General features: G+C 43.5%; 24 protein-coding genes, 5 tRNA genes and 1 riboswitch. Of the genes, 3 read left to right on the forward strand and 26 right to left on the reverse strand.

All coding sequences use genetic code 11. The features are described from left to right. Positions 1–339: 339 nt before the first annotated feature. The 10 genes from rplI to orn form a co-directional block, all read right to left on the reverse strand. A complete protein-coding gene (rplI, locus tag N480_RS15545) occupies positions 340–792 on the reverse strand; it encodes a 50S ribosomal protein L9 (RefSeq protein ID WP_063373391.1) in 453 nt (150 codons plus the stop codon). Positions 793–828: 36 nt separating this feature from the next. Further along, positions 829–1,056: a 30S ribosomal protein S18 gene (gene rpsR / locus N480_RS15550; RefSeq protein WP_005493466.1), complete on the reverse strand. Its 228-nt coding sequence runs from the start codon at positions 1,054–1,056 to the stop codon at positions 829–831. A gap of 11 nt (positions 1,057–1,067) precedes the next feature. Then, positions 1,068–1,397 carry a primosomal replication protein N gene (gene priB / locus N480_RS15555; protein ID WP_063373392.1) on the reverse strand — a complete coding sequence of 110 codons (330 nt, stop codon included), beginning with the start codon at positions 1,395–1,397 and terminating at the stop codon, positions 1,068–1,070. A 37-nt stretch (positions 1,398–1,434) separates the two neighbouring features. After that, positions 1,435–1,776: a 30S ribosomal protein S6 gene (gene rpsF, locus N480_RS15560; RefSeq protein WP_023400735.1), complete on the reverse strand. Its 342-nt coding sequence runs from the start codon at positions 1,774–1,776 to the stop codon at positions 1,435–1,437. Between the two features lie 197 nt (positions 1,777–1,973). After that, a tRNA-Gly gene (locus N480_RS15565) sits at positions 1,974–2,049 on the reverse strand. Between the two features lie 123 nt (positions 2,050–2,172). Then, positions 2,173–2,248, reverse strand: a tRNA-Gly gene (locus tag N480_RS15570). A 47-nt stretch (positions 2,249–2,295) separates the two neighbouring features. Further along, positions 2,296–2,371: transfer RNA gene (locus tag N480_RS15575), tRNA-Gly, on the reverse strand. Between the two features lie 46 nt (positions 2,372–2,417). Next, positions 2,418–2,493 (reverse strand) — tRNA-Gly (locus tag N480_RS15580). Positions 2,494–2,667: 174 nt separating this feature from the next. Beyond that, positions 2,668–2,743: transfer RNA gene (locus tag N480_RS15585), tRNA-Gly, on the reverse strand. A gap of 173 nt (positions 2,744–2,916) precedes the next feature. Then, positions 2,917–3,462, reverse strand: a complete 546-nt coding sequence (gene orn, locus N480_RS15590; protein ID WP_063373393.1) for an oligoribonuclease — start codon at positions 3,460–3,462, stop codon at positions 2,917–2,919. 174 nt (positions 3,463–3,636) lie between these two features. On the opposite strand from orn, the gene rsgA reads away from it, so the two are divergent. Beyond that, positions 3,637–4,689 carry a small ribosomal subunit biogenesis GTPase RsgA gene (rsgA, locus tag N480_RS15595; protein ID WP_063373503.1) on the forward strand — a complete coding sequence of 351 codons (1,053 nt, stop codon included), beginning with the start codon at positions 3,637–3,639 and terminating at the stop codon, positions 4,687–4,689. Between the two features lie 91 nt (positions 4,690–4,780). Next, positions 4,781–5,647, forward strand: coding sequence for an archaetidylserine decarboxylase (gene asd, locus N480_RS15600; protein WP_063373394.1), 867 nt, complete (start codon positions 4,781–4,783; stop codon positions 5,645–5,647). Between the two features lie 43 nt (positions 5,648–5,690). Here asd and N480_RS15605 read toward each other — a convergent pair whose 3' ends face one another. From N480_RS15605 to N480_RS15640, 8 genes are all read right to left on the reverse strand, one after another. Then, positions 5,691–6,446, reverse strand: a complete 756-nt coding sequence (locus N480_RS15605) for a HesA/MoeB/ThiF family protein (RefSeq protein WP_063373395.1) — start codon at positions 6,444–6,446, stop codon at positions 5,691–5,693. Next, positions 6,436–7,956: a bifunctional hydroxymethylpyrimidine kinase/phosphomethylpyrimidine kinase gene (gene thiD / locus N480_RS15610; RefSeq protein WP_063373396.1), complete on the reverse strand. Its 1,521-nt coding sequence runs from the start codon at positions 7,954–7,956 to the stop codon at positions 6,436–6,438. The genes N480_RS15605 and thiD overlap by 11 nt, the downstream gene beginning before the upstream one ends. A gap of 18 nt (positions 7,957–7,974) precedes the next feature. After that, entirely contained in the window at positions 7,975–8,757 is a 783-nt protein-coding gene (locus tag N480_RS15615) for a thiazole synthase (protein ID WP_063373397.1), read from the reverse strand. Next, entirely contained in the window at positions 8,758–8,955 is a 198-nt protein-coding gene (gene thiS / locus N480_RS15620; RefSeq protein ID WP_063373398.1) for a sulfur carrier protein ThiS, read from the reverse strand. After that, positions 8,952–9,974: an FAD-dependent oxidoreductase gene (locus N480_RS15625; RefSeq protein WP_063373399.1), complete on the reverse strand. Its 1,023-nt coding sequence runs from the start codon at positions 9,972–9,974 to the stop codon at positions 8,952–8,954. The genes thiS and N480_RS15625 overlap by 4 nt, the downstream gene beginning before the upstream one ends. Positions 9,975–10,025: 51 nt before the next feature. Next, a complete protein-coding gene (gene thiC / locus N480_RS15630) occupies positions 10,026–11,978 on the reverse strand; it encodes a phosphomethylpyrimidine synthase ThiC (RefSeq protein ID WP_063373400.1) in 1,953 nt (650 codons plus the stop codon). A 174-nt stretch (positions 11,979–12,152) separates the two neighbouring features. Beyond that, a riboswitch (TPP riboswitch) is annotated at positions 12,153–12,254 on the reverse strand. A 32-nt stretch (positions 12,255–12,286) separates the two neighbouring features. Then, positions 12,287–12,694, reverse strand: coding sequence for an META domain-containing protein (locus tag N480_RS15635; protein ID WP_063373401.1), 408 nt, complete (start codon positions 12,692–12,694; stop codon positions 12,287–12,289). A 98-nt stretch (positions 12,695–12,792) separates the two neighbouring features. Then, positions 12,793–13,182 carry an acyl-CoA thioesterase gene (locus tag N480_RS15640; RefSeq protein ID WP_063373402.1) on the reverse strand — a complete coding sequence of 130 codons (390 nt, stop codon included), beginning with the start codon at positions 13,180–13,182 and terminating at the stop codon, positions 12,793–12,795. A 107-nt stretch (positions 13,183–13,289) separates the two neighbouring features. On the opposite strand from N480_RS15640, the gene N480_RS15645 reads away from it, so the two are divergent. Then, on the forward strand, positions 13,290–15,404 hold the full coding sequence (locus N480_RS15645) for a TonB-dependent receptor (protein ID WP_063373403.1): 2,115 nt from the start codon (positions 13,290–13,292) through the stop codon (positions 15,402–15,404). Positions 15,405–15,448: 44 nt separating this feature from the next. Here the strand turns inward: N480_RS15645 and speD are convergent, their stop codons facing one another. The 8 genes from speD to N480_RS15685 form a co-directional block, all read right to left on the reverse strand. Beyond that, positions 15,449–16,258 (reverse strand): adenosylmethionine decarboxylase, encoded by an 810-nt coding sequence (speD, locus tag N480_RS15650; RefSeq protein ID WP_063356831.1) that lies wholly within the window; start codon positions 16,256–16,258, stop codon positions 15,449–15,451. 86 nt (positions 16,259–16,344) lie between these two features. Next, complete coding sequence (locus N480_RS15655; RefSeq protein ID WP_063373404.1) at positions 16,345–16,758, reverse strand: OsmC family protein; 414 nt, start codon at positions 16,756–16,758, stop codon at positions 16,345–16,347. A gap of 69 nt (positions 16,759–16,827) precedes the next feature. Further along, positions 16,828–17,166 carry a DUF3802 family protein gene (locus N480_RS15660; RefSeq protein WP_172642397.1) on the reverse strand — a complete coding sequence of 113 codons (339 nt, stop codon included), beginning with the start codon at positions 17,164–17,166 and terminating at the stop codon, positions 16,828–16,830. Between the two features lie 195 nt (positions 17,167–17,361). After that, entirely contained in the window at positions 17,362–18,834 is a 1,473-nt protein-coding gene (gene astD / locus N480_RS15665; RefSeq protein ID WP_063373405.1) for a succinylglutamate-semialdehyde dehydrogenase, read from the reverse strand. A gap of 13 nt (positions 18,835–18,847) precedes the next feature. Beyond that, complete coding sequence (gene astA, locus N480_RS15670; protein ID WP_063373406.1) at positions 18,848–19,873, reverse strand: arginine N-succinyltransferase; 1,026 nt, start codon at positions 19,871–19,873, stop codon at positions 18,848–18,850. A gap of 89 nt (positions 19,874–19,962) precedes the next feature. Beyond that, a complete protein-coding gene (locus N480_RS15675; protein WP_063373407.1) occupies positions 19,963–21,174 on the reverse strand; it encodes an aspartate aminotransferase family protein in 1,212 nt (403 codons plus the stop codon). Between the two features lie 323 nt (positions 21,175–21,497). After that, a complete protein-coding gene (locus N480_RS15680; protein ID WP_063373408.1) occupies positions 21,498–22,673 on the reverse strand; it encodes an HDOD domain-containing protein in 1,176 nt (391 codons plus the stop codon). A 44-nt stretch (positions 22,674–22,717) separates the two neighbouring features. Continuing rightward, positions 22,718–23,299, reverse strand: coding sequence for an anthranilate synthase component II (locus N480_RS15685; RefSeq protein WP_063373409.1), 582 nt, complete (start codon positions 23,297–23,299; stop codon positions 22,718–22,720). Positions 23,300–23,563 lie beyond the last annotated feature (264 nt).

The following is a 23,563-nucleotide window of genomic DNA, read 5'->3' on the forward strand; positions in this document are numbered from 1 at the left end:
TAAATGATAACGCTGTCATCACTTACAAATAACACTGTATGATAATTAGACAGCAAAAAAAAGTACCTAGTACAAAAGAGTTAACTAAATTATCACAAATAAAACTTATATAAAATGGGTACACTATTACAAGTGATGGCTAGAGTATATATCCATCTAAAATATAAAACGGTTAACTGCCCAGTTTTGTGATTTAGATTAATTTTCCAACTTGTGTGATGAATCTTCCGTGAGCAACCGTGCTAAAAACCGATTTTCTACTCTGAAAGTTTGTGTCGTTGTTATTTTTCAGGGGAGGGATAAAACCGCACACTGAGTGTGCGGTTTAGGCTTAATAAATTAAGCTTCTGCGATAACGATAACTTTGATAGTTGCCGTTACGTCAGAGTGAACTTGAATAGCTACGTCGAATTCACCAGTCTCACGGATAGTACCTAGAGGTAGGCGAACTTCAGCTTTAGCTACTTCAACACCAACTGCAGAAATCGCGTCAGCGATGTCACGAGTGCCGATAGAGCCGAATAGCTTACCTTCGTCACCTGCTTTAGAAACTAGAGTAACTTCAGCTAGTGCTTCAAGTTTTTCAGCACGCGCTTGAGAAGCTGCTAGCTCTTCTGCGATTTTTGCTTCAAGCTCAGCACGGCGAGCTTCGAAAGTTTCGATGTTAGCTTTGTTTGCAGGTACTGCTTTACCCTTAGGGAATAAGAAGTTACGTGCGAAGCCAGATTTTACAGAAACCTGGTCACCTAGGTTACCTAGGTTAGCGATCTTGTCTAGTAGAATAACTTGCATGTCTCTACACCTTTTAAAAACTATTAATCAGCCGGCTTACTTATGTAAGTCAGTGTACGGAAGAAGGGCTAGGTAGCGAGCACGCTTGATAGCTGCTGCTAGCTGACGCTGGTACTTAGCGCTTGTACCTGTGATACGGCTAGGTACGATTTTGCCACTTTCAGTTACATAGTTTTTAAGAGTAGCTAGATCTTTGTAATCGATTTGTTGTACGCCTTCTGCTTTAAAACGGCAGAACTTACGACGTCTGAAATAACGTGCCATGAGTAATTTCCTCAATTAATTCTTTCAATATGTTGTGCGTGAAGTACAAGTTGACTCAAACCATTTCGGCTTTCGTGACGATTTAAAAAACCGCGTACTTGTAACCCTTGCCCAACGTATAAATGCTCTAGTTGAGTTCGGAATTTGTCTCCGCTGGCAACCACCTGAATACGAACATAGCTGTTACGATTTAGGTCGGCTTCTATTTGCATCGATTTGTGCTCTAAAACAAAAATACAATGCGTGATCCCAGCTGGACTTTGACTATATTTCGGTGTTTTACAAACAACCCCAGACAAAACAAATTGATTTGTATACAGGTCTGTTTGAGTTTGCACCATAACCTCTAAAGGTGAGTCAAATCCGAATCAATAACGATTAAGCAGATGCTGCTTCTTTTTTCTCTTCTTTTGCAAGAGGAGAAGCTTCAGTTACAGCGTTCTTAGTACGCATAACTAGGTTACGTAGCACTGCATCGTTGTAGCGGAAAGAAGTTTCAAGCTCGTTGATTACTTCAGTTGGCGCTTCAACGTTCAAAAGAACATAGTGTGCTTTGTGAAGCTTTTCGATTGGGTAAGCCAGTTGACGACGACCCCAGTCTTCTAAACGGTGGATAGTACCGCCAGCTTCAGTGATAGAACCAGTATAACGCTCGATCATACCTGGAACTTGCTCACTTTGGTCTGGGTGAACCATGAATACGATTTCGTAATGACGCATGGATATTCCTTACGGTTAGTATAGCCTTGTCCCGTTTCGGCCGGCCGGGTTAAGGCAAGGAACGACTAATATGGCCGAAAGAGCGCGTATTTTACGCATAGCGCTAAAAATAAGCAATGTTTTTATGCGATAATTCAGGATTAATAGAGAAAACAGTTATAAAGAATTGATATAAGGAAATTTTAGGAAAGAAAGATTGGAGCGGCACACGAGGTTCGAACTCGTGACCTCGACCTTGGCAAGGTCGCGCTCTACCAGCTGAGCTAGTGCCGCTTCATAGGTTTGCTCTACTTTGTCCGCTGGAGCGCGACAGGTCGCGTCTAACGTTTTAGCAGCTGAGCTAACGCCGCTTCATAGGTTTATTCGTTATTTTATCAGTTGAATAAAACTGAAAGTTGGAGCGGCACACGAGGTTCGAACTCGTGACCTCGACCTTGGCAAGGTCGCGCTCTACCAGCTGAGCTAGTGCCGCTTCATAGGTTTATTCGTTATTTTGTCAGTTGAATAAAACTGAAAATTTGGAGCGGCACACGAGGTTCGAACTCGTGACCTCGACCTTGGCAAGGTCGCGCTCTACCAGCTGAGCTAGTGCCGCTTCATAGGTTTATTCGTTATTTTGTCAGTTGAATAAAACTGAAATTTGGAGCGGCACACGAGGTTCGAACTCGTGACCTCGACCTTGGCAAGGTCGCGCTCTACCAGCTGAGCTAGTGCCGCTTCATAGGTTTGCTCTAATTTGTCCGCTGGGCGCGACAGGTCGCGTCTAACGTTTTAGCAGCTGAGCTAGTGCCGCTTCATAGGTTTGCTCTAATTTGTCCGCTGGGCGCGACAGGTCGCGTCTAACGTTACAGAGCTATTCGTTATTTTGTCAGTTGAATAAAACTGAAAGTTTGGAGCGGCACACGAGGTTCGAACTCGTGACCTCGACCTTGGCAAGGTCGCGCTCTACCAGCTGAGCTAGTGCCGCTTCATAGGTTGCTCTAATTTTTCCGCTGAAGCGCGACAGGTCGCGTCTAACGTTTTAACAGCTGAGCATGTGCTGCTTACACCCGCTTAAAAACTCGCTCAATAGCAACTGAGCTTGTCCTTTCAAGCGGGGCAGGATTCTACAAGATACGAAAAGCTTTGCAAGTACTTTTTTTAAATTTTGAAGAATTTTTGCTGATACACCTTCAATTCCATAATGGAATCTTTGATATCATCCAACGCCAAATGTGAGCTTTTCTTTTGAATATCATTCAAAAGCTCAGGCCTCCAACGTCGCGCCAATTCTTTTATCGTACTTACATCTAAGTTTCGGTAATGGAAGTAGGCTTCTAATTCAGGCATATACTTGTGTAAAAAGCGGCGGTCTTGACCAATTGAGTTGCCACACATAGGAGATTTACCAGGTGGGACCCATTGTTTCAAGAAGTCGAGCGTTTCTTTAACGGCATACTCTTCATCAAAAGAGCTTGCTTTACATCGCGCAGTTAAACCAGAACGACCATGTTGGTTTGTACACCATTCGTCCATATTGTCTAGCAGATCATCACTCTGATGGATAGCTATTACAGGGCCTTCCGCCAACACATTGAGATCAACATCGGTGATCACGGTCGCGATTTCGAGTATTTTATCTGTTTTAGGTTCTAGCCCTGTCATCTCTAGGTCGAGCCATACCAAATTTGATTCATGAAAAGACATACACTACCTTAGCGGTACTTTCCTTTAGATCCAATGCAATTAGATATATCATATTAGCTTCATCACTCGACCAAAAGCTTTTTTTTACAAAGCGGGGCAATTTTATTGAGTTATAGCCTATGAATGGCTTATACACCAATCATTCGCAATAATTCGTCTCGTGAGTTTATTGATATGGCAAAACGTAAAAAACTCAGTCATGGCCAATCCCGTAGGATTAAGGCCAACCAACAAAAGCGTTTGGCTAAAGCCAAACACAATGAAAGCCCTGAATTGCAATGGCAATCGGACAACTTAGGCCCGACAGAAAATGCGACTGTAGTTAGTCGCTTTGGTCAACATGCGGACGTTGAAACCCAAGAAGGCGAAGTCTTACGCTGTAATATTAGACGTACTGTCAGCAGCCTAGTCTGTGGCGATAATGTTATATTTCGCCGTGCCAAAGTAAGTGAAGGCGATCTAGCAGGCGTAATTGAAGTAGTAGAAGAGCGTCGCTCGCAACTAACTCGTCCTGATTTTTATGACGGAGTCAAAGTTGTCGCTGCCAATATAGATCAGATCTTGATGGTTTCCGCGGTAGTACCTGAATTCACTCCACAAATCATTGACAGATACCTAGTCGCTTGCGAAGACATGGGCATCGAACCGATCCTAATCCTTAACAAAATAGACCTATTGGATGAAGAAGGCTTAGAGTACGTGAATGACGTCCTCGATATTTATCGTGATCTCGGTTATCAAGTCTTACTCGTCAGTAATAAGTCGGGCGAAGGAATCGAAGAGCTAAAATCCCTGTTGGTCGATAAAAACAATATCTTTGTTGGTCAATCAGGAGTAGGAAAATCAACACTCGTTAATACTGTACTGCCAGATGCGGGCATTTTAACGCAGGAAGTATCTGAAAACAGCGGCCTCGGGCAACACACTACAACAGTTTCTAAGCTCCATCACTTACCTACTGGAGGCAACCTGATTGATAGCCCAGGGATCCGTGAATTTGGACTCTGGCACTTAGAAGTAGAACGCGTAACCTGGTGCTTTAAAGAATTTCGAGAATTTATTGGTGGTTGCCGATTTAGAGACTGCAAACATTTAAATGATCCTGGCTGCTTAATTTTAGAAGCGGTTGAAGAAGGTAAAATTAGTGAACTGCGCTTTGATAGCTATCATCGCATTTTAGAATCTATGGCCGATGGCCGTGCAGGTGCACGGGCACCGAGAGTTTGATACTATTCTTTACCGGTTTTAGATAATTACGATTAAAATAAGCCAAACATTGTCATTTCAATGTTCGGCACATATAACTCAGGAAAATAATGTGAACTTGGATAAAATCAAAATTGCATTGCAATATGCGCTCCCAAAACATGCTGTTTCACGTTTGGTTGGTAAGTTAGCAGCTGCACAAGCGGGTGCCCTAACCACGCAGTTGATTAAGCTGTTTATCAAGCAATATAAGATTGATATGAGCGAAGCACTGTATGAAGATCCCGCGCATTACAAAACCTTTAATGAGTTCTTCACTCGCCCACTAAAACCTGGGATCCGTCCACTCGCAAGCGAAGAGCATATTTTGGCTCATCCTGTAGATGGTGCTATCAGCCAACTTGGTGATGTTGTTGATGGACAAATCATTCAAGCCAAAGGGCATGACTACAGCTTACAAACTCTGCTTGGCGGTAATGAGCAGGACGTGTCGCCTTACCTTGGTGGTAAATTTGCTACCATCTATCTGGCGCCGAAAGACTATCACCGCATCCATATGCCTGTAGACGGTGTCCTGAGAAAAATGATCTATGTACCTGGTGACTTATTTTCAGTTAACCCACTCACTGCACAAAACGTACCTAACCTTTTTGCTCGCAATGAACGCGTAGTTGCTATTTTTGATACTGATATTGGCCCTCTCTCGATGGTTTTAGTGGGCGCAACGATCGTAGCAAGCATCGAGACCATCTGGGCAGGCACAGTGACACCTCCAGCAGGTAAAGACATCTTTACTTGGCACTATCCAGCGGATGGTGACAATGCCATCAAGCTTAAAAAAGGTGACGAAATGGGTCGCTTTAAACTAGGCTCAACTGTCATCTTGGCATGGGGTGCTGATAAAGCTGACTTTTTGGCAGATCAACAACCAGAAACAGTTACAAGAATGGGAACGCCGTTTGCGACAATCGCAAAATAATATTTTCAATTTAAAAGGGGCCCATATGGGCCCCTTTTAAATTTTATCCATTGCACACAGAACAGCTTGGATCTTTAGTCAACTGAAAACGCCTCTGTGCCAGCGACAGAGCATCAATCGTTACAAAAAAGCTCTCCCCTTGTTGTAGTCCCAAAATACCATTACATACAGCCTGAGCCTGCATTGAGCCAACAATACCAAGCAGCGGACTCATAACCCCAGCATTTTGACAATTCAGTACAGAGCTACTTTGCAAGTTTTCTGGGAACAAACAAGCGTAACACGCGCTTGTCTCACGATAATCAAAAAAGCCAAACTGACCATTCGTACCTTGTGCCGCGCCAGATATCAAGACCTTTTGATTGCGGTAGCAATACGCGTTGAGCAAGTAACGGGTTGCGAAGTTGTCACTACAATCGACAACCCAGAGCACGTCAGACAGCATTGCTGCGATATTGTCAGCACTCAATCTCACGTTATTTGGCACAAGCTCGATATCGTTATTCAGACTCGCAAGCACCTTTTTTGCAGCATGGCTTTTTTCCTGCCCTAGGTGATTCACTTTGTACAAGATCTGCCGCTGTAGATTAGAAAGCTCGACTTTATCATCATCAAAAAAAGACAGCTTGCCGACCCCACTCGCTGCTAAATAAAATAGCACGGGGCTGCCCAAGCCACCGCAACCGATTACAGCAACATGGGCGGATTTAAGTTGTTTCTGACCCGTTTCTGACACTTTATCCAACAATAGGTGGCGACTGTATCTCAATCGCTCTCTATCACTTAGTTCATTGTTCATTGATAGCCTGTTTTAGTTCAATGATGGCTTGTTCAGGAGAACTAGCTTCAGTAATCGCGCGAACGACTGCAACACTCCCTACTCCGGTTTGCGCCACTTCACCAGCGCGTGACAAATCAATGCCCCCTATGGCAACAGTTGGGTAATGTGCATTCATCAAAGGCACAAAGTGTCTTAATTTTTCTAGTCCTTGAATCTGTCCTGTCATATCTTTTGTTGTTGTCGGATAAATAGCGCCGAATGCAAGATAACTAGGGCGATAGTTATGAGCTCGCAGCATTTCATAAAAGCCATGTGTAGATAAACCCAAGCGAAGTCCTGCTTTTTGAATAGCAGTCAAATCAGCCACATTCAAATCTTCTTGGCCCAAATGTACGCCATACGCCCCATGCTTGATAGCTAATTCCCAGTGGTCATTGATAAACACACGGCCTTCAAATTGTTTACCCAGTAGAACCGCTTTTTCAATATCTTGCTCTAATGTAGGCGATTGAGCATCCTTAACCCTAAGCTGTACGGTCTTAACACCATTTTTTAGGCATTGCTCCACCCACTCTATGGTGTCGACAACCGCATATAGGCCCAAGTCATCTTCAATAGGTGCAAACCCAGCTGCGTAGTTGTACTCGTCAGGTACCATAAAATCGAGTTCATCACCCAACCAACTACCAGCCTCAATCACTTGTGGGTAATCTTCTAGCTGGTGAGGAAATGCAGTATGAGCAACAGGACCAATCCCTTCACCAAAGCGGACCGCTGCTTTTAGCCCCTTGTTGATGTAGGCCTTACCCAAAATAAAGGCATCTTTTAATGGGTAGCCTTTAGACAAACAGGCCGCGATAACAGATGATAAGCTACAGCCGGTACCGTGCGAATGCGGGGTATTGATGGCTTCATTACCAAGCCAATACTCTTCATCGTCATGCCAGCAATAGTCGATGCAATAGCCTTTCGGGTAATCCCAATGACCACCCTTTATAACAACCGACTTGGCACCAAATGCGCGTAATTTTTGCCCGGCTTCTTTCACCGCGTCTGGGCCAATTAAATATACACCCGTCAGAATTTGCGTTTCGTGTGTGTTGGGCGTAATCACATCCACCAGCGGTAGCAAATGTGTCTTGATCGCATCAACCGTGTCTTCCTCAGTCAAAGCATCGCCACTGGTTGCAATTGCAACTGGGTCATACACGATTTTGGGTGGCATTTCCCAATGACTTTTGTATCGTGTGATATGCTCCGCTACTAGCTGGATCTGCTGCACGTTGGCAAGCATGCCAATTTTTATTACCGATGCTTTCATGTCTGCTTCTAAAGCCTGAAGTTGAGATTCAATTACCTCAGTCGACACAGCATTGATTGCCTCTACACCCAAGCTATTTTGCGCGGTTAAAGCTGTAACAGCCGTACAAGCATGTACACCAAAGCTTTGCATCGCTTTTAAATCTGCCTGTATACCCGCGCCACCGCCTGAGTCGGAACCGGCAATACTCCATACAACGTTAGACACATTGACTCCTAAAATTTTTTAATTCTGATGCCAAAAAGGCATCCCCATAGTGGGGGTAGATGGTGCTGCGACGTCTTTTTCTGGCATCGCTTGTGCCTGATAGCTCATTCGCCCAGCAGTCACCGCATGTGCGAAAGCACTTGCCATCGCAACCGGGTCACCCGCCCCCGCTACTGCACTATTTAGCAAAACGGCATCATAACCTAACTCCAAAGCCTGACAAGCGTGAGAGGGTAACCCCAATCCAGCATCGACTATCAAAGTTTGTTCAGGTAACCGCTCTCTAATCGTTTTTAAATTGTATGGATTAATGAGACCTTTGCCAGTGCCTATTGGTGCGCCCCATGGCATCAACACTTCACAGCCAAGTTCGGCTAAGCGCTGACATAACACGAGGTCATCAGTGCAATACGGGAGTACTTTAAAACCGTCTTTCAATAAAATCTCTGTGGCTTCTAACAAGCCAATCGGATCAGGCTGCAAATTATATTCATCACCGATCAATTCCAGCTTTATCCAGTCCGTTTGAAAAACTTCACGGCACATTTGTGCCAGTGTGACAACTTCTTTCACACTGTGACATCCCGCTGTATTTGGCAAAACTCTTAGGCCAGTGTCTTTGATCAATTGCCAAAAATCTTCACCAGCTGCAACCGAGTTTTGGCGCCGTAATGACACGGTCACAATATCAGCACCGGAGCTGTTAATCGCGTCTTGCATGATCTGTGGTGATGGATACAGAGCAGAACCGATAAGTAACCGGCTGTCAAAACGCTCACCGTAAATTGTCAGCTTATCCATTTAACCCCCTTGGATTGGAGACAAAACTTCGACGCTATCCCCATTCTTAGGTTTGGTTTCGGGCAATAGCCCCGCTGGCACAAATTGCCCATTCAGGGCGACAGCAAACGGTGGAATAGCCCCTTTGCTAACGATGATTTGCTGTAATGATAAATGGCCATCCACTTGGATGTCTTCACCGTTGTATATTAAATTCATAATAGACCCTCACAAAGTGCTTGCTGGACTACAACAGGCGCTAGCAGGTAGCCATGCCTATATAACCCATTAATTGCAATCACGTTGTCTTTTTTCTCAATACGTGGGTGGTTATCAACAAAAGCGGGACGCAGTCCAGCATTTAAGGACAATACCCGACCTTCTGCAAACCCGCTATGTACCGTGTAAGCAGCTGACAGTAACTCTAATGTTGAACGTACGGTAATAGTGGCATCGTCTTGAGATTCAATTTCAGTTGCACCGATAACAAATTGGTGATTTGGTTTAGGTGCAATATAGATGGGGTATCTAGGATGCATCAATCTTACAGGGCGCTGTAGAGCAACTTCAGGTGCGTAAATACGCGCTACTTCGCCTCGCACACCACGCAACTGAGGGTTATCGGCTTTAGCCCCTACGCCTCTGCAATCAATAATCCAGTCATAGGCCTGTTCATTAACACATCCTTTAGCGATAACCGCCTCACAACCATAGTTAAACTTCACACCACGGCGTTGCAACGTATGATAACTGGCTTTAAAAAAGCCCAAATTATCAAGCTGTCCTTCACAGGGTAAAAATAAACCATGGGTAAAGCGCCCCCCAAGTTCTGGCTCTAACTCGGTGAGCATGCGCTGATCTGCAGAAAACGGGTGATGACCATCAAGCGGTTTTAATCGCTGGGCAAAGCTTTGTAAGTCTCCTCTGTCTTGTTGATGTGCAACAATAAGACTACCCGCTTGTTGAAAAAACACCTCAGAGTCTAGTTTTGCCAATATTTTTGGCCACATCGCTATAGACTCTAGTCCTTGCTCTGCCAAAGCTTTTGAGCAAATCACAGACTCAGCCAGTGGTGCTAACATCGCAGCCGCCAGCGTCCCAGCACCCGTTTGCGCATCTTGTCGGTCTTTTTCAAAGACCGTGATGTCATAGTGCTCCATTAACTCTAACGCAGCGATCCGACCAATTAAGCCAAATCCGACAATCGCCACGCGAGGCTTTTTACCAAGTTCTGACATAAGATACCCTAAAAAACACACCATTTGCCTTAGCAAATGGTGTGAGCTGGATTAAATAGCTTTGTGATAAATCTCTGAGCCGCTACTTTTAAACTCTTCTGACTTGGCTTTCATTTCAGCTTCAACATCGATCATTTTGATCTCGATAGCATCGCCCACGTTATTCGGATCAATACCACGTGCTTCAAGCTCTTTAGCATAGTCCCTAACGTCTTGAGTGATTTTCATTGAGCAGAACTTAGGACCACACATAGAGCAGAAGTGAGCCACTTTACCTGACTCTTGTGGTAGCGTCTCATCATGGTATGAAAGCGCCCTTTCTGGATCTAGGCTCAAGTTGAACTGATCATGCCAGCGGAATTCAAAACGCGCCTTAGACAAGGCATTGTCTCGGATCTGCGCGCCGCGATGACCCTTTGCAAGGTCAGCTGCATGGGCTGCAATTTTGTAAGTAATTAGACCTTCTTTAACGTCTTCCTTGTTCGGTAGACCTAAGTGTTCTTTCGGTGTCACATAACATAGCATGGCTGTTCCATACCAAGCGATTTGCGCAGCACCAATGCCCGATGTAAAGTGATCATAGCCAGGTGCAATATCAGTTGTTAATGGACCCAGTGTATAAAAAGGTGCTTCATGACAATGCTTAAGCTGCTCGTCCATATTTTCTTTGATCATATGCATTGGCACGTGACCTGGGCCTTCAATAAAGACCTGAACATCATGTTCCCATGCAATCTTAGTCAACTCACCCAAGGTACGCAGCTCTGATAATTGCGCGTCATCATTCGCGTCTGCAATTGAACCTGGGCGTAGACCATCACCTAATGAGAAACAAACATCATATTGCTTCATGATCTCACAGATATCTTCAAAGTGTGTATAAAGGAAGTTTTCTTTATGATGCGCAAGACACCACTTCGCCATAATCGACCCACCACGAGATACAATGCCCGTAACGCGCTTTGCAGTCATTGGCACATACCTCAACAGTACACCCGCGTGGATTGTAAAGTAGTCCACACCTTGTTCTGCCTGTTCAATAAGTGTATCGCGGAAGATTTCCCAAGTTAGGTCTTCTGCAACACCATTTACTTTTTCAAGTGCCTGATAAATTGGTACTGTACCGATTGGTACTGGAGAGTTACGTACAACCCACTCTCGAGTTTCATGGATATAGCGACCCGTAGATAAATCCATTACGGTATCCGCACCCCAACGAGTAGACCATACAAGTTTTTCAACCTCTTCCTCAATAGAAGATGTGACCGATGAATTGCCGATATTAGCATTGACCTTAACTAAAAAGTTACGGCCAACAATCATAGGCTCAGATTCTGGGTGATTGATGTTATTAGGAATAATTGCTCGACCACGAGCAACTTCGGAGCGGACAAACTCAGGCGTAATAAAATCAGGGATTTCAGCCCCAAAAGATTGGCCTTCATGTTGTTGTGCTAACAACTCTTCACGGATCTTTGCACGTCCCATATTTTCGCGGATCGCAACAAACTCCATTTCAGGCGTTACGATGCCATGGCGAGCATAGTGCATTTGCGTGACATTTTTGCCTGGTTTCGCGCGGCGAATCTTGGGTAAGTTCTCAAAACGAATGTGGTCTAAGCCTTCATCAGCCATACGCTGTTGAGAGAATTGAGACGTTACCGAGTTTAATAACTCTGTGTCATCACGGTCAACAATCCAGTTCTCTCTGTACTTTGGTAAGCCTTCACGCACATTTAACGTGAATTCAGGATCAGTATAAGGGCCTGACGTATCATAGACTCTGACCGGCTCGTTCTTTTCAAAAACAGGCTCTTCTTCTGTGCCACCCACGAAAGAGTCGCTCAATGAGATCTCTCTCATTCCTACACGAACACCTTCTTGCTCACCATCTACATAAATCTTTTTAGAATTAGGGAATGGTTGGCCCTTTAGGTTATAAATAAATTCCGAAGCCGCTTCGCGTGACTCGCGACGTGACAACTTGCTACTGTTATTTGACATGACGTGCCTCATTTTTAGTTAAGGTGTCTTGTCAGAATTCCGAAAAGGAAGAGATTGGGTTCATACACGTTCTCGCCATTGATCAAACCAATAACGATATTAAGTGCAGATGTTGGTGGATAACTTATTAGCACGACGCTAATAAATTGCAGCTTAGGTACTCATTTGGTGATGCACACTAAGCAGCTTGTTCCCTACGCAGGCATTAACCTGATCAGGTCCACGGATCCCGCAATACAGCGATCTCAGCCCAAAAGGGCACTCCGACAAGTAACGAATTGAGACAAAGTCTACTGAATGTCAGCGAATTAGTCAAAGCGCCTTTCAACTGGTCCGAAATGCCAGTTTGCATCACCTCGCAATACTAATTCATCTGCTGTCTGCTCTATCGGGGCTCCGATTTGTAGCATATTCAAAAATGCCTGCTCCTTTGCATTCGCCTCCGGCTCACAGAGTTTGCGCGTCATGCCAATATTCGACACGAATAGTTGCCCATTTCTGATCTCACCTTGACCAAAAAAGCGATTACATCCAGCGTATCCATTTACTCTGAATGCATCTAAAAACTCTATTGTAATGGCGTCCTGCGCTGCTACTTCAGCTGGCGCTTTTAACTGCCAACTAGAATATTTGAGCGAATGAGCGTTTACCGTCCCTGTACTTTTACAGCCAATAAGCACCAAGCTCATTAGACAAAATAAAAAGGTCTTTTTCATTGGTAAACCAAACGTTTAAAAATTAAATTTAATTATAACGCTTGGTCGCACAGAATAGGCAGTAAAAATGTGTAATAAATTACCTTTTTGTACAAAAATTAAGAAAATAGCAGTTCAATTTCCTGAGGTAGGAACGGACGACCTCGTTCATTGACCGACGTCCCAGTCACAATTGCATCTAACATTAATTTTTGATCATGCTTTCTTATTACCTTTTGATGGAAAGCAAATTTTAACTTACTGACTTTTTGCGCTTCAACTTCAACATAAAACTCGTCAGCCGGTTTCAATGAATCTTTGTAGTTCATTTCTGAACGGATCACTACCAGATTGATTTTTTGTTCAGCCAAAGCGGCAAAATCAATGCCTTTATAAGCTAAAAATTCATGTCGTGCATGTTCTAAATAATTAAAGTACACACTATTGTTAACGATCCCCTGTAGATCGCACTCATAATCTCTTACTTTAAAGTCAACTTTAAACGTCATAGTTCGTCCTCTGATTAGAATGCGAAAGTTTATATCATAAATATTCAGTTATGTGGTCGGGCTTTTGCTAAACTAGAGCGCAACTAACACGGGACTATAAATAACAAATGAAGCTAAAACTCTCATTGCTCGCTACCAGTTTATTAGTAGCACTTTCAAATACAGCGATTGCTGAACAAACACCTTCAAACCAAGACATCGAAACGATTCAAGTGACGGGAGACTTTCAACAAGAGTCAATACTTACATTAAGTGCCAGCGCATCCGTTTTCGATGAATCAGAAATCCAAACTCGTGGTGCCAGCTATTTAGATGAAATCTTAAACAGCGCAGCCAATGTTAACTTTACAGCTGGCGCGTCACGCGGCCGTTTCGTGCAGATCCGCGGAGTCGGATTGCGCTCCCAATTTGTCGATCCGATAACACCGAGCGTGGGTGTTTTAATAGACAATATTAACTATTCTGGCTTGGGCGGAAGTGCATTGTTATTTGATGCGGACCACGTGGCCATTTACCGCGGCCCTCAGGGCACTAAATTTGGTGCAGACGCTATGGGTGGGATCATAGACATTCACTCAAATTCACCAACTCAATCGCCCAGTGTTAACCTCAAGCTGGGTGCGGCCAATTACGGAACGCATGAAGCAGGAGTTGCCGTTGGAGCTGGGTTAACAGATGCTATTGCTGCGCGCGCGAGTATTTATCAAAAGCAATCTGATGGTTTTGTCGATAACGTCTATTTAAATGAGGATACTCAGGACTTAGATGAAAGTGTTGCAAGGTTTAAACTTAGCTATGCCGCCAACGATGACTTAAATCTTGGCTTTGTATATCACCATATCGATATTGACAATGGCTACGATGGTTTTACCTTAGACAATACCCGCCAAAGTGTTGCCAGCCAACCGGGTAAAGACACTCAAGAAAGTGACGCATTCTCCCTGACAGCAGACTACACAGGTATGTCGTCTGTCGATATTGAAATACTCGCAAGTGGCCTGCAGGCAGATACCGAGTACAGCTATGACGAAGACTGGGTCTGTGCCGATACTGCCCAACCAGTGCTATGTGAGGCAGGTCTACACCCAGATCATATCGCTTATTATGGGCAATACTTTGATGCCTACGTACGAGACCATGAAAGGGGCTCAGCTGAAGTAAGAGTTAAAAGTAAAGATAAGTCTTGGGTCATTGGCGCTTTTAGCCGCAGACACGATGTCATCCTAGACCGCCAAAGAGGTAAGCATGGCGACCTGCCTGCTCAGTTCAAATCCAACTTTGAAACACAAAACCATGCGCTATTTGCACATAAAGTCACTCAGGTAAAAGAAGACGTTAAATTAATCACTGGTATACGTATTGAGTCCTATTCGAGTGACTACTTAGATAGTAATGCATTTGACCTAGACACTGATGACACTATGGTGGGAGGTAAGATCGCGCTTGAATACCAAGTAGTGCCCCAGACGATGATTTACACAAGCTTAAATCGTGGTTACAAAGTGGGTGGTGTCAACGGCGAAGCACTGGCAAAAGCCAAAGATGATGGTATCACCATTCCGCAATCAGGCTTCACATTCGACCCTGAGTACCTTTGGAACCTTGAGTTTGGTGTCAAAGGCCAATCGAGAGATAAGCGTCATACTTTACACCTCACTGCATTTTATATGCACAGAGAAGACATGCAATTAAAGCAATGGCAATTAGAAGGCGTGCAATTTGCTGGCTTTATTAGTAATGCGGGTAAAGGAAGAAATTATGGCCTTGAAATAGAGGGTACCAGCCAAATACTCAATGCACTCTCATTGCAATACAGTTTAGGGTACCTAGATACTAAGATTGAGGACTTTGTTACCGTCAATGGTGATGATTTCGATGGTCGTGAACAAGCACAATCGCCTAAATACCAATATGCATTTACATTTGTCTATGACGTCACTGACAACATCAGTGCGCAATTAGGATTCGAAGGCAAAGATGACTATTTTTTCTCTGATAGTCATCACGCTCAAGCACCAAATCAGAATCTCATCAATGCCAGTGTTTCATACTTCAGCGATAGCTGGAGTCTAACAGCATGGGGCAGAAACTTAGCAGACACAGATGTGCCTGTACGTGGCTTCCAATTTGGCAATGATCCAAGAAATGGCTGGGCAACCGATACCTATGTGCAATATGCAGAGCCTAGAGTATACGGCTTAACGTTTAACTATACACTTTAATTAAAAACGGCGCCTAGAGCGCCGTTTTACTTCTACCAAAAAGCTTATTCCGGATCTGGCAAATTTCTGCCGTAAAACACTTCTTGGATTTCACGATTTAGCTTATTACGGATTTCTTCTTCTTCTTCGTCAGTGAGTTCATCCGTCGTAATACCGAATAGATACGTATTTAAATCGGTTTCCTTCAGCATCATCTTCGTGTGAAACAAGTTTTCCTGATAAACATTCACATCTACCATTTGATAGGCGTCTTTAGTGTCGTCCGTCATAAAGTTTTGGATAGAGTGAATTGGATGATCAATATAGTGTTTTACGCCATTCACATCACGTGTAAATCCACGCACACGATAATCTATTGTCACCACATCAGACTCTAGAGAGTGAATTAAAAAGTTCAGCGCTTTGAGTGGTGAAATGATACCACACGTTGATACTTCAATGTCTGCACGGAAAGTACAGATACCATCATGCGGGTGCGCTTCAGGGTATGTATGCACACAAATATGGCTTTTATCTAAGTGCGCAACCACTGAATCAGGTAATGGGCCTGGTGTTTCTTGGCTGTGTGGCACGGTGCCTTCAACAGGTTCTTCGGAAACCAAAATCGTTACACTGGCACCTTGCGGATCATAATCCTGGCGAGCGATGTTCAAGACATTTGCACCGATGATATCGACAACTTCTTTTAAAATATCAGTTAGACGATCTGCACTGTACTGCTCATCAATATATTCAATGTACTCTTTTCGCTGTTGCTCAGTTTTAGCGTAGCAAATATCGTAGATACTAAAGCTTAAACTCTTTGTTAAGTTGTTAAAGCCATGGAGTTTAATTTTATTAAAGGGCTTGTTCACGATAGACCCACCTTAAAACAAGAAAATCTGCGCTGCAGAACTAAAAGTTCGCGGATTTTATACGAAAAATAGCCGCCGAAAAAGCGTTATTTTTCTTCGCTTTGTACAACCTCATGGGTATGTGTAATTTCCACTGCTTTTTCAAGCATTAAGGCCACTGAGCAATACTTTTCCGCAGACAAATTAACAGCTCGAGCAAGGTGCTTTTCAGACACGTTATCACCCGTAACTACAAAGTGTAGATTGATTTTGGTAAATACTCTAGGCGCTGACTCTGCACGCTCAGCAGAAAGCTTTACTTCTACATCATGCACGATTTGTTTGGCCTTTTTCAAAATACTCACTACATCCACAGACGCACAAGCACCGGCGGACATTAATACCATTTCCATAGGACTGGGCGCTGCACTGTCACTACCGGCATCAAATACCACGTTATGACCCGAGTTAGAACGTCCTAAAAACGTATCACCTTCAACCCACTTTACACTTGCTTGCATATATTACCTTCTCAAAACGAATAACACCGCCATTGGGCGGTGTTAGCTTCTTAAAATCTTTTTCTCAACTCACTGAATAGCTGAATCAAATAAGTTTTTGACTAAACCAGCAAACTCTTCGATAAACTCTTGTTGTTCTTCAGTTACGCGTTGATCAACAACGCTAGATAACACTTCCTGTAGGTCATACACAATGCCATCGACTTCTCTAACAATCAAGCTACGCTGCTCAGTCGACAACCCTGTATGCTGCTCACACAAACGGATCACATGTTCAGCAATGACATCTTCAATTAATTCAACAACCTTAGGTGCATTAGGCTTTACTACACCCGGCTTTTCAAACAAGGCTAAATTTTGTGTCAGATACATGACTAACTCATCATATCCTTGTTTATCTAAAACCATATATTGCCCACCTGAGTTTACCAACGACATCTCCTATTGATTTAAGCAGAAACTTGATCTGATTGCTACTTTTCAGCGCCCCAGAAAAATAAAAAAGCAGCGAATGCTGCTTTTTTAAGAATAAAGCGTGAGATAAATTCAGTGCAAAATAATATTGCGTCACGCGTTATTATAAATTACCTATTGGAGGTAATTTTAATCTAATGATAGGCCCGGACTCAAGCTTCCTGGTAATGTAACTTTTTCAAGTTCAACAGATGCCACTGGGTATGCACAGTAATCCGCCGCGTAGTAAGCACTCGCGCGATGGTTACCTGATGCACCAATACCACCGAATGGTGCAGCACTTGAAGCACCTGTGATTGGACGGTTCCAGTTAACAATACCTGCACGGATGCGACGTAGGAAGTGATCGTAATCCGCTTCATTGTCACTCAATAGACCAGCTGACAGACCAAAACTCGTGTCGTTTGCAAGTTCAATTGCTGCATCAAAGTCTGTATAACGGAACACTTTTAATAGTGGACCAAAATGCTCATCATCTGGGAAATCGGTTACGTTAGTACATTCAATAATCCCCGGCGTTACAAAGCCAGTACCTTGAGTATGCGTCAGTTCTAACAGACTCTCGCCGCCTAACTCAACAAGCTGTTGCTGTGCAGCAACCATACCCGCCGCCGCAGCTTCTGAGATCATCGAACCCATAAATGGTTGGTCTTCATCATCAAAGTTACCAATCTTGATAGCTTTAGTCGCACGCAATAATTGCGCAAGGATGGCATCACCCTGCTCACCTTGCGGTAAAAATAACTTACGAGCACAAGTACAACGCTGACCACTTGAGATAAATGCTGACTGGATAATGTCATGCACAACCGCTTTTGTGTCTGTAACGTCTTTCACGATCAGTGGATTGTTACCACCCATCTCTAATGCCAAGATTTTACCAGGCTGACCCGCAAACTGCTCATGTAGGAAGTGACCTGTACGAGAAGATCCTGTGAAGAATAAGCCGTCAATACCTTTGTGTGAAGCGAGTGCTTTACCAGTCTCGACTTCACCTTGAACTAGGTTGATCACGCCTGCTGGTAAGCCCGCTTTTTCCCATAGTTGTAAAGTTAACTCTGCAACATATGGCGTCATTTCTGAAGGCTTAAATACAACAGTGTTACCAGCAAGCAGTGCTGGAACAATGTGACCATTTGGCAGGTGACCTGGGAAATTGTAAGGACCAAATACTGCAACTACACCATGTGCTTTATGGCGGATCACAGCACGGCCTACAGGCATCGCATTTTCTACTACACCGGTACGTTCGTGGTATGCTTTTTCAGAGATAGCAATTTTACCCACCATTGCACCTGCTTCAGTACGAGTTTCCCAAAGTGGCTTACCCGTTTCTTTTGCAATTGCAATTGCAAGCTCTTCGCTATGCTCTTTTAATACTTCTGCAAAGCGCTTGACGATGTCTAAGCGCGCTTCAAAAGTTAGGTCACTCCACAGATAGTACGCTTCACGTGCAGATTTTACTGCACTGTCTACTTGTTCTGCGGTCGCAGCATTTGCCGACCAGATTTGTTCATTATTTGCTGGGTTCACAGACGCAAATTCTGCACCTTCACCAGCTAACCATTTACCATTGATAAATTGTGCTGCATGTGTTGTCATAATTCTTTCCCAATTAAAGAGTTGCGATACTAACGGTGTCGCCATCAGTTACCAGAAGCGCACTTGCAAGTTCTGCCGAAATAGCGATTTCATCGCCTTGAGGCATCTCTAGCTCAATTGCCGTCGCACGATAACCTGCTAGTTTATCATTTGCAATAAGTACTGGGGAACCACCAGTTTGCGACTTCGCTGCCGCATCAATACGTACTTTAAAAAACTCTGTCGCGCGAATTGTACGGATATTGTCCACTTTAGCTTCAACAGTCGGACCAGCATCGAAAATATCGACGTAACCATTGAATGTAAAGCCTTCGCTTTTCAGTAGTTCTATAGCAGGACGTGTATTATCGTGTACTTCGCCAACAACAGCTTGCGCTTCTTCACTCAATAAATTGACGTAAATTGGGTATTTAGGCATAAGTTCAGCAATAAATACCTTTTGACCAATGCCTGTTAGGTAATCGGCCGTTGGAAAGTCCATTGAGAAAAAGTGCTCTTCTAGCCACTGCCAAAATGGGCTGCTACCATTCTCGTCTGATACACCACGCATTTCTGCAATCACAGTTTCAGCAAAACGCGTTCTATGTTGGTTAATAAACATAAAACGAGACTTTGACAATAACTTGCCATTTAAGCCTTTGCGATACTTATCTTTTAAGAACAGAGTACAAAGTTCTGTTGCACCAGTGTAATCGTTACATAGCGTAAGAATATCCACTGCTTTGTAAACATTCAGAGTGCGAGACGAATGGATAACTTTACTTAAATGATAGTGATAAAACGCGTCATCAAGTCCTACAGCAGCTTCAATTGCGCTGGTCCCAACAACTTCTCCCGTCTCTGTATCCTCTAGCACAAACAAATACCCTTCATCGAATGGGACATCCGTTTCTTTGCCAAAAGACGTCATAGAACGTTCAATCTTGTTTTGTAACAACTCTTCATTTAGAGGCAATGAAGTAAAACCATGCCCCGACTCTTGGGCAATGTTCAAAAGCGCTGGATAATCGCTTTTTTGGATTGGGCGAAGGATCATCATGAGCCCGCTTACTCCTCAATAAACCTTTAGACAGGCGGTGCACATAAAGCGCACCGCATTGGTTATAACACTTAAATTAGTGTGATAACTTAAGCGTTGTTTTCAACAACGCGCGCAACTGCTTTTTCAAAGCGTGCTAGACCTTCACGGATATCCGCTTCAGGAATCACCAAAGATGGTGTAAAACGAACCACGTTTGCACCAGCAACCAGTGACATCACACCTTCTTTAACACCTTCAACTAAGAATTCTTTTGCTTTACCAGCGTACTTCTCAGTTACCACACCACCAAGAAGGAGACCTTTACCACGGATTTCAGTGAATACGTCGTACTTGTCATTAATTGCAGTTAATAGTTCACGGAATAGTGCTTCTTTCTCTTTCACACCTGAAAGAACTTCTGGCGTATTCACTGTGTCGAATGCTGCTTCTGCAACCGCACACGCTAGCGGGTTACCACCGTATGTAGAACCGTGAGTACCAATCTTTAAATGCTGAGCAATTTCAGCTGTTGTGATCATACCGCCGATTGGGAAACCGCCGCCAAGCGCTTTTGCCGTTGTTAAGATGTCTGGTGTGACATCAAGACCTTGATAAGCATAAAGCTCACCAGTACGACCAACACCCGTTTGTACTTCATCAAAGATAAGTAACGCGTTGTGCTTGTCACACAATTCGCGTACACCTTTAACAAAATCAGCTTCAGGAGAAACGATACCACCTTCACCTTGAAGTGGCTCCATCATAACTGCACACGTGTTATCAGAGATTAGCGCTTCAAAAGCAGCAAGGTCATTGTAATCACAATGAACGATGTCGCCTGGTTTTGGACCAAAACCGTCAGAGTAAGCCGCTTGACCACCAACAGTTACGGTGAAGAATGTACGACCGTGGAAGCCTTTATTGAATGCAATGATCTGAGACTTTTCTGCACCGAATTTATCAAGAGCCCAACGACGTGCTAGCTTCAATGCTGCTTCATTCGCTTCTGCACCTGAGTTAGCAAAGTAAACTTTATCAGCAAACGTTGCATCAGTAAGCTTCTTCGCTAGTCTTAGTGCTGGTTCATTGGTCATGACATTGGATAAGTGCCAGATTTTTTCGCCTTGTTCTTTTAAAGCAGATACGAGTGCTGGGTGACAATGACCCAAACAGTTTACAGCGATACCACCAGCAAAATCGATGTATTCGCGACCTTCTTGGTCCCAAACTCGAGAGCCTTCACCTTTAACAGGAATAACAGCAGAAGGTGAATAGTTAGGTACCATTACTTGATCGAATAATTCACGATTAATAGTCATTTTAAATCCTCATTTTAGCGAGTTCAGCACTGAAAATTGAGCGCTCGGCTTTAACAACAATTACCTTCAACCGTCATGTAAAAGATCCGAATTTACCCAAATCGGTGCAAATTTCATACGCACATTATTCCAAAAAATTACCTTAATGTCTCATAGAAAGCATTCCTGCAGGCCTTAATATTCAAGGCGTTAGTATAATTTTTCAAGAACAGTGAATAACTATCAGCGATTGGTTTGGATACGCCCCCACCATATAAGGATTTTAGTCGATCTCTGGCGGTGGGGCGAATGAATGAATAAGCGAGAAAAAATTTCCAGTTTTTTTACAAAATTGTGAGTTGCAGGCTCTGTAGAGAGGTTTTTGACAATAAATCTTGCTCTTGTTTTGTCAATTCAAGGTGAGCGAACCAGTACTTTGCCTCTTCGTCTTCTATTAGGTGGCTGTCTTTTAACAATTGATATTGAGCGTAGCCATATGCTTTTTTTATCACCTGAGTTAAGGGCAATAATTCTTCTAGATTTTTATTCATATTTGGCAGATAACTTTGCGCAACCTCTGTTACAGCAGCATTGAACGGTAGATACTTAAATGCCATTTGCTCAATCAAGCGCTGAGAAACGGTGGGCGCATGCTCTAAAAGTAGGTTTCGTAAAAATAACGGATCAGGCCCTAACTCTAACAAAGCGGTATGTAGATCTTTTTGGTTTTTATCTCGGGCTATTTTAATTTTTCCCTGCCATACACGATCAAAAGTTCTTAAATAGAGACGCGTTAGTGCAATCTTGCCAAGATCAGCTAACATCCCCAGCGTGAATGCATGTTGCTCTTTAACATCATATAAAGGCGCAATCGCTTTAGCAGCAATGGCGGTTGCCATGCTGATATCACGCAACTTTCTTTTTAGTAGTGGAAATGGCTCAGTTGAGTGCGGCATCCAGTGACGCACAGCAAAAGTAGGAATGACCATTTGCAAGTTTTCAAGCCCAAGGTAACGCAATGCCAGTGCTGGTGTATCCACTTTCACCGAAGTGCCCTTGCTATTTACTTTGCGGTATTGGGGCAAGTTAACCAGTGACACTAAGTCGCGGCCTAACCAAGATAGATCATTTACAAGCGGCTCCAACCGGCTCACTGAGGCCGATTTTACACCAAGAATATCCAAAATCGTTGGTACAGCGTCCTGAATACCGACGACCTCAGAGTAGATAGAATCCAAATCGCTTAATTGCATTTCAATGCCTGATTCAATCACTTGATGTAAGTGATTGCTGGCCTTAGCAATATACTTATGATGACTTGTACTTTTTTCTTGTCGTTTGGCTGCGGCTGCTAATTCTACTTCTAGCATCGTTCTCTGCGGAACTGACTCGCCAAAGTTCATATCAAATGTATGAATATAACCAATTTGCTGCTGTGCAAAGTTGTGGCTAATTAGAACGTCATGCGCACGTTGTGCAATTGCCTGTGCAATATGTGACTGCCTAATGTCTTGTGTCATCAATTATAATCTTTTTTGGTATATTAGAAATTGCTCTTTAAAGGTTAGAAGCGAGCAATAAAGTTATCAAGTAGTCTTAACCCATACTCCGTTAAGATGGCCTCTGGATGGAATTGTACCCCTTCTAGCGCGCGCTCAGTATGACATAAACCCATCACTTCATCTAGCTCCCCAGATGTACTCTCAGTCCAAGCTGTAAGCGCTAATTCAGGGGGGAGCGTCGTAATATCTACTGCTAAAGAATGATATCTGCACACGTTAAAGCTGCTGGGCAGCCCATTAAATACGCCCTTATTATTATGATGCAGTTTTGAAACTTTGCCATGCATAACTTGCTTAGCACGCCCCACTCGCGCCCCTAAAACTTGCGCAATGGTTTGATGCCCAAGACAAACCCCCAGTATTGGAAAGTCGCCTTGCAATTGTTCCACTACTTGCAAAGAAATACCCGCCTCGTTTGGCGTACAAGGGCCTGGAGAGATGACTATATGTTCAGGGTTGAGTTGCTTGATTTGCGCGATGGTAAGTTCATCATTGCGCTTTACCAAGACCTCTATGTCTAACTTTTGAAAATATTGGACGAGGTTAAACGTGAAAGAATCGTAATTATCGATCATTAATAACATTCAATCTTTACCTCAAAACTATTACGACTTGCCATACTTACTACCACAGCACAAAACCAAAAACCTTCACATCCGAAACTCGCCGACCGAGTAATATGTTGAACATAGCTAGAGGCGGCATACTACCACACTTATCCCTTGAACTAACATCAGCGCCAAAAAGTATACGACTTGTCAGTGCACTTGACGTTGGAAATATATTCTTACAGACGATTAGTCGTCAGCGAACCGAATATAGGTAAAGATGATTACCGCACTATTGAT

Origin of the sequence: Pseudoalteromonas luteoviolacea S2607, assembly GCF_001625575.1 — a bacterium.
Lineage (GTDB): Bacteria > Pseudomonadota > Gammaproteobacteria > Enterobacterales > Alteromonadaceae > Pseudoalteromonas > Pseudoalteromonas luteoviolacea_E.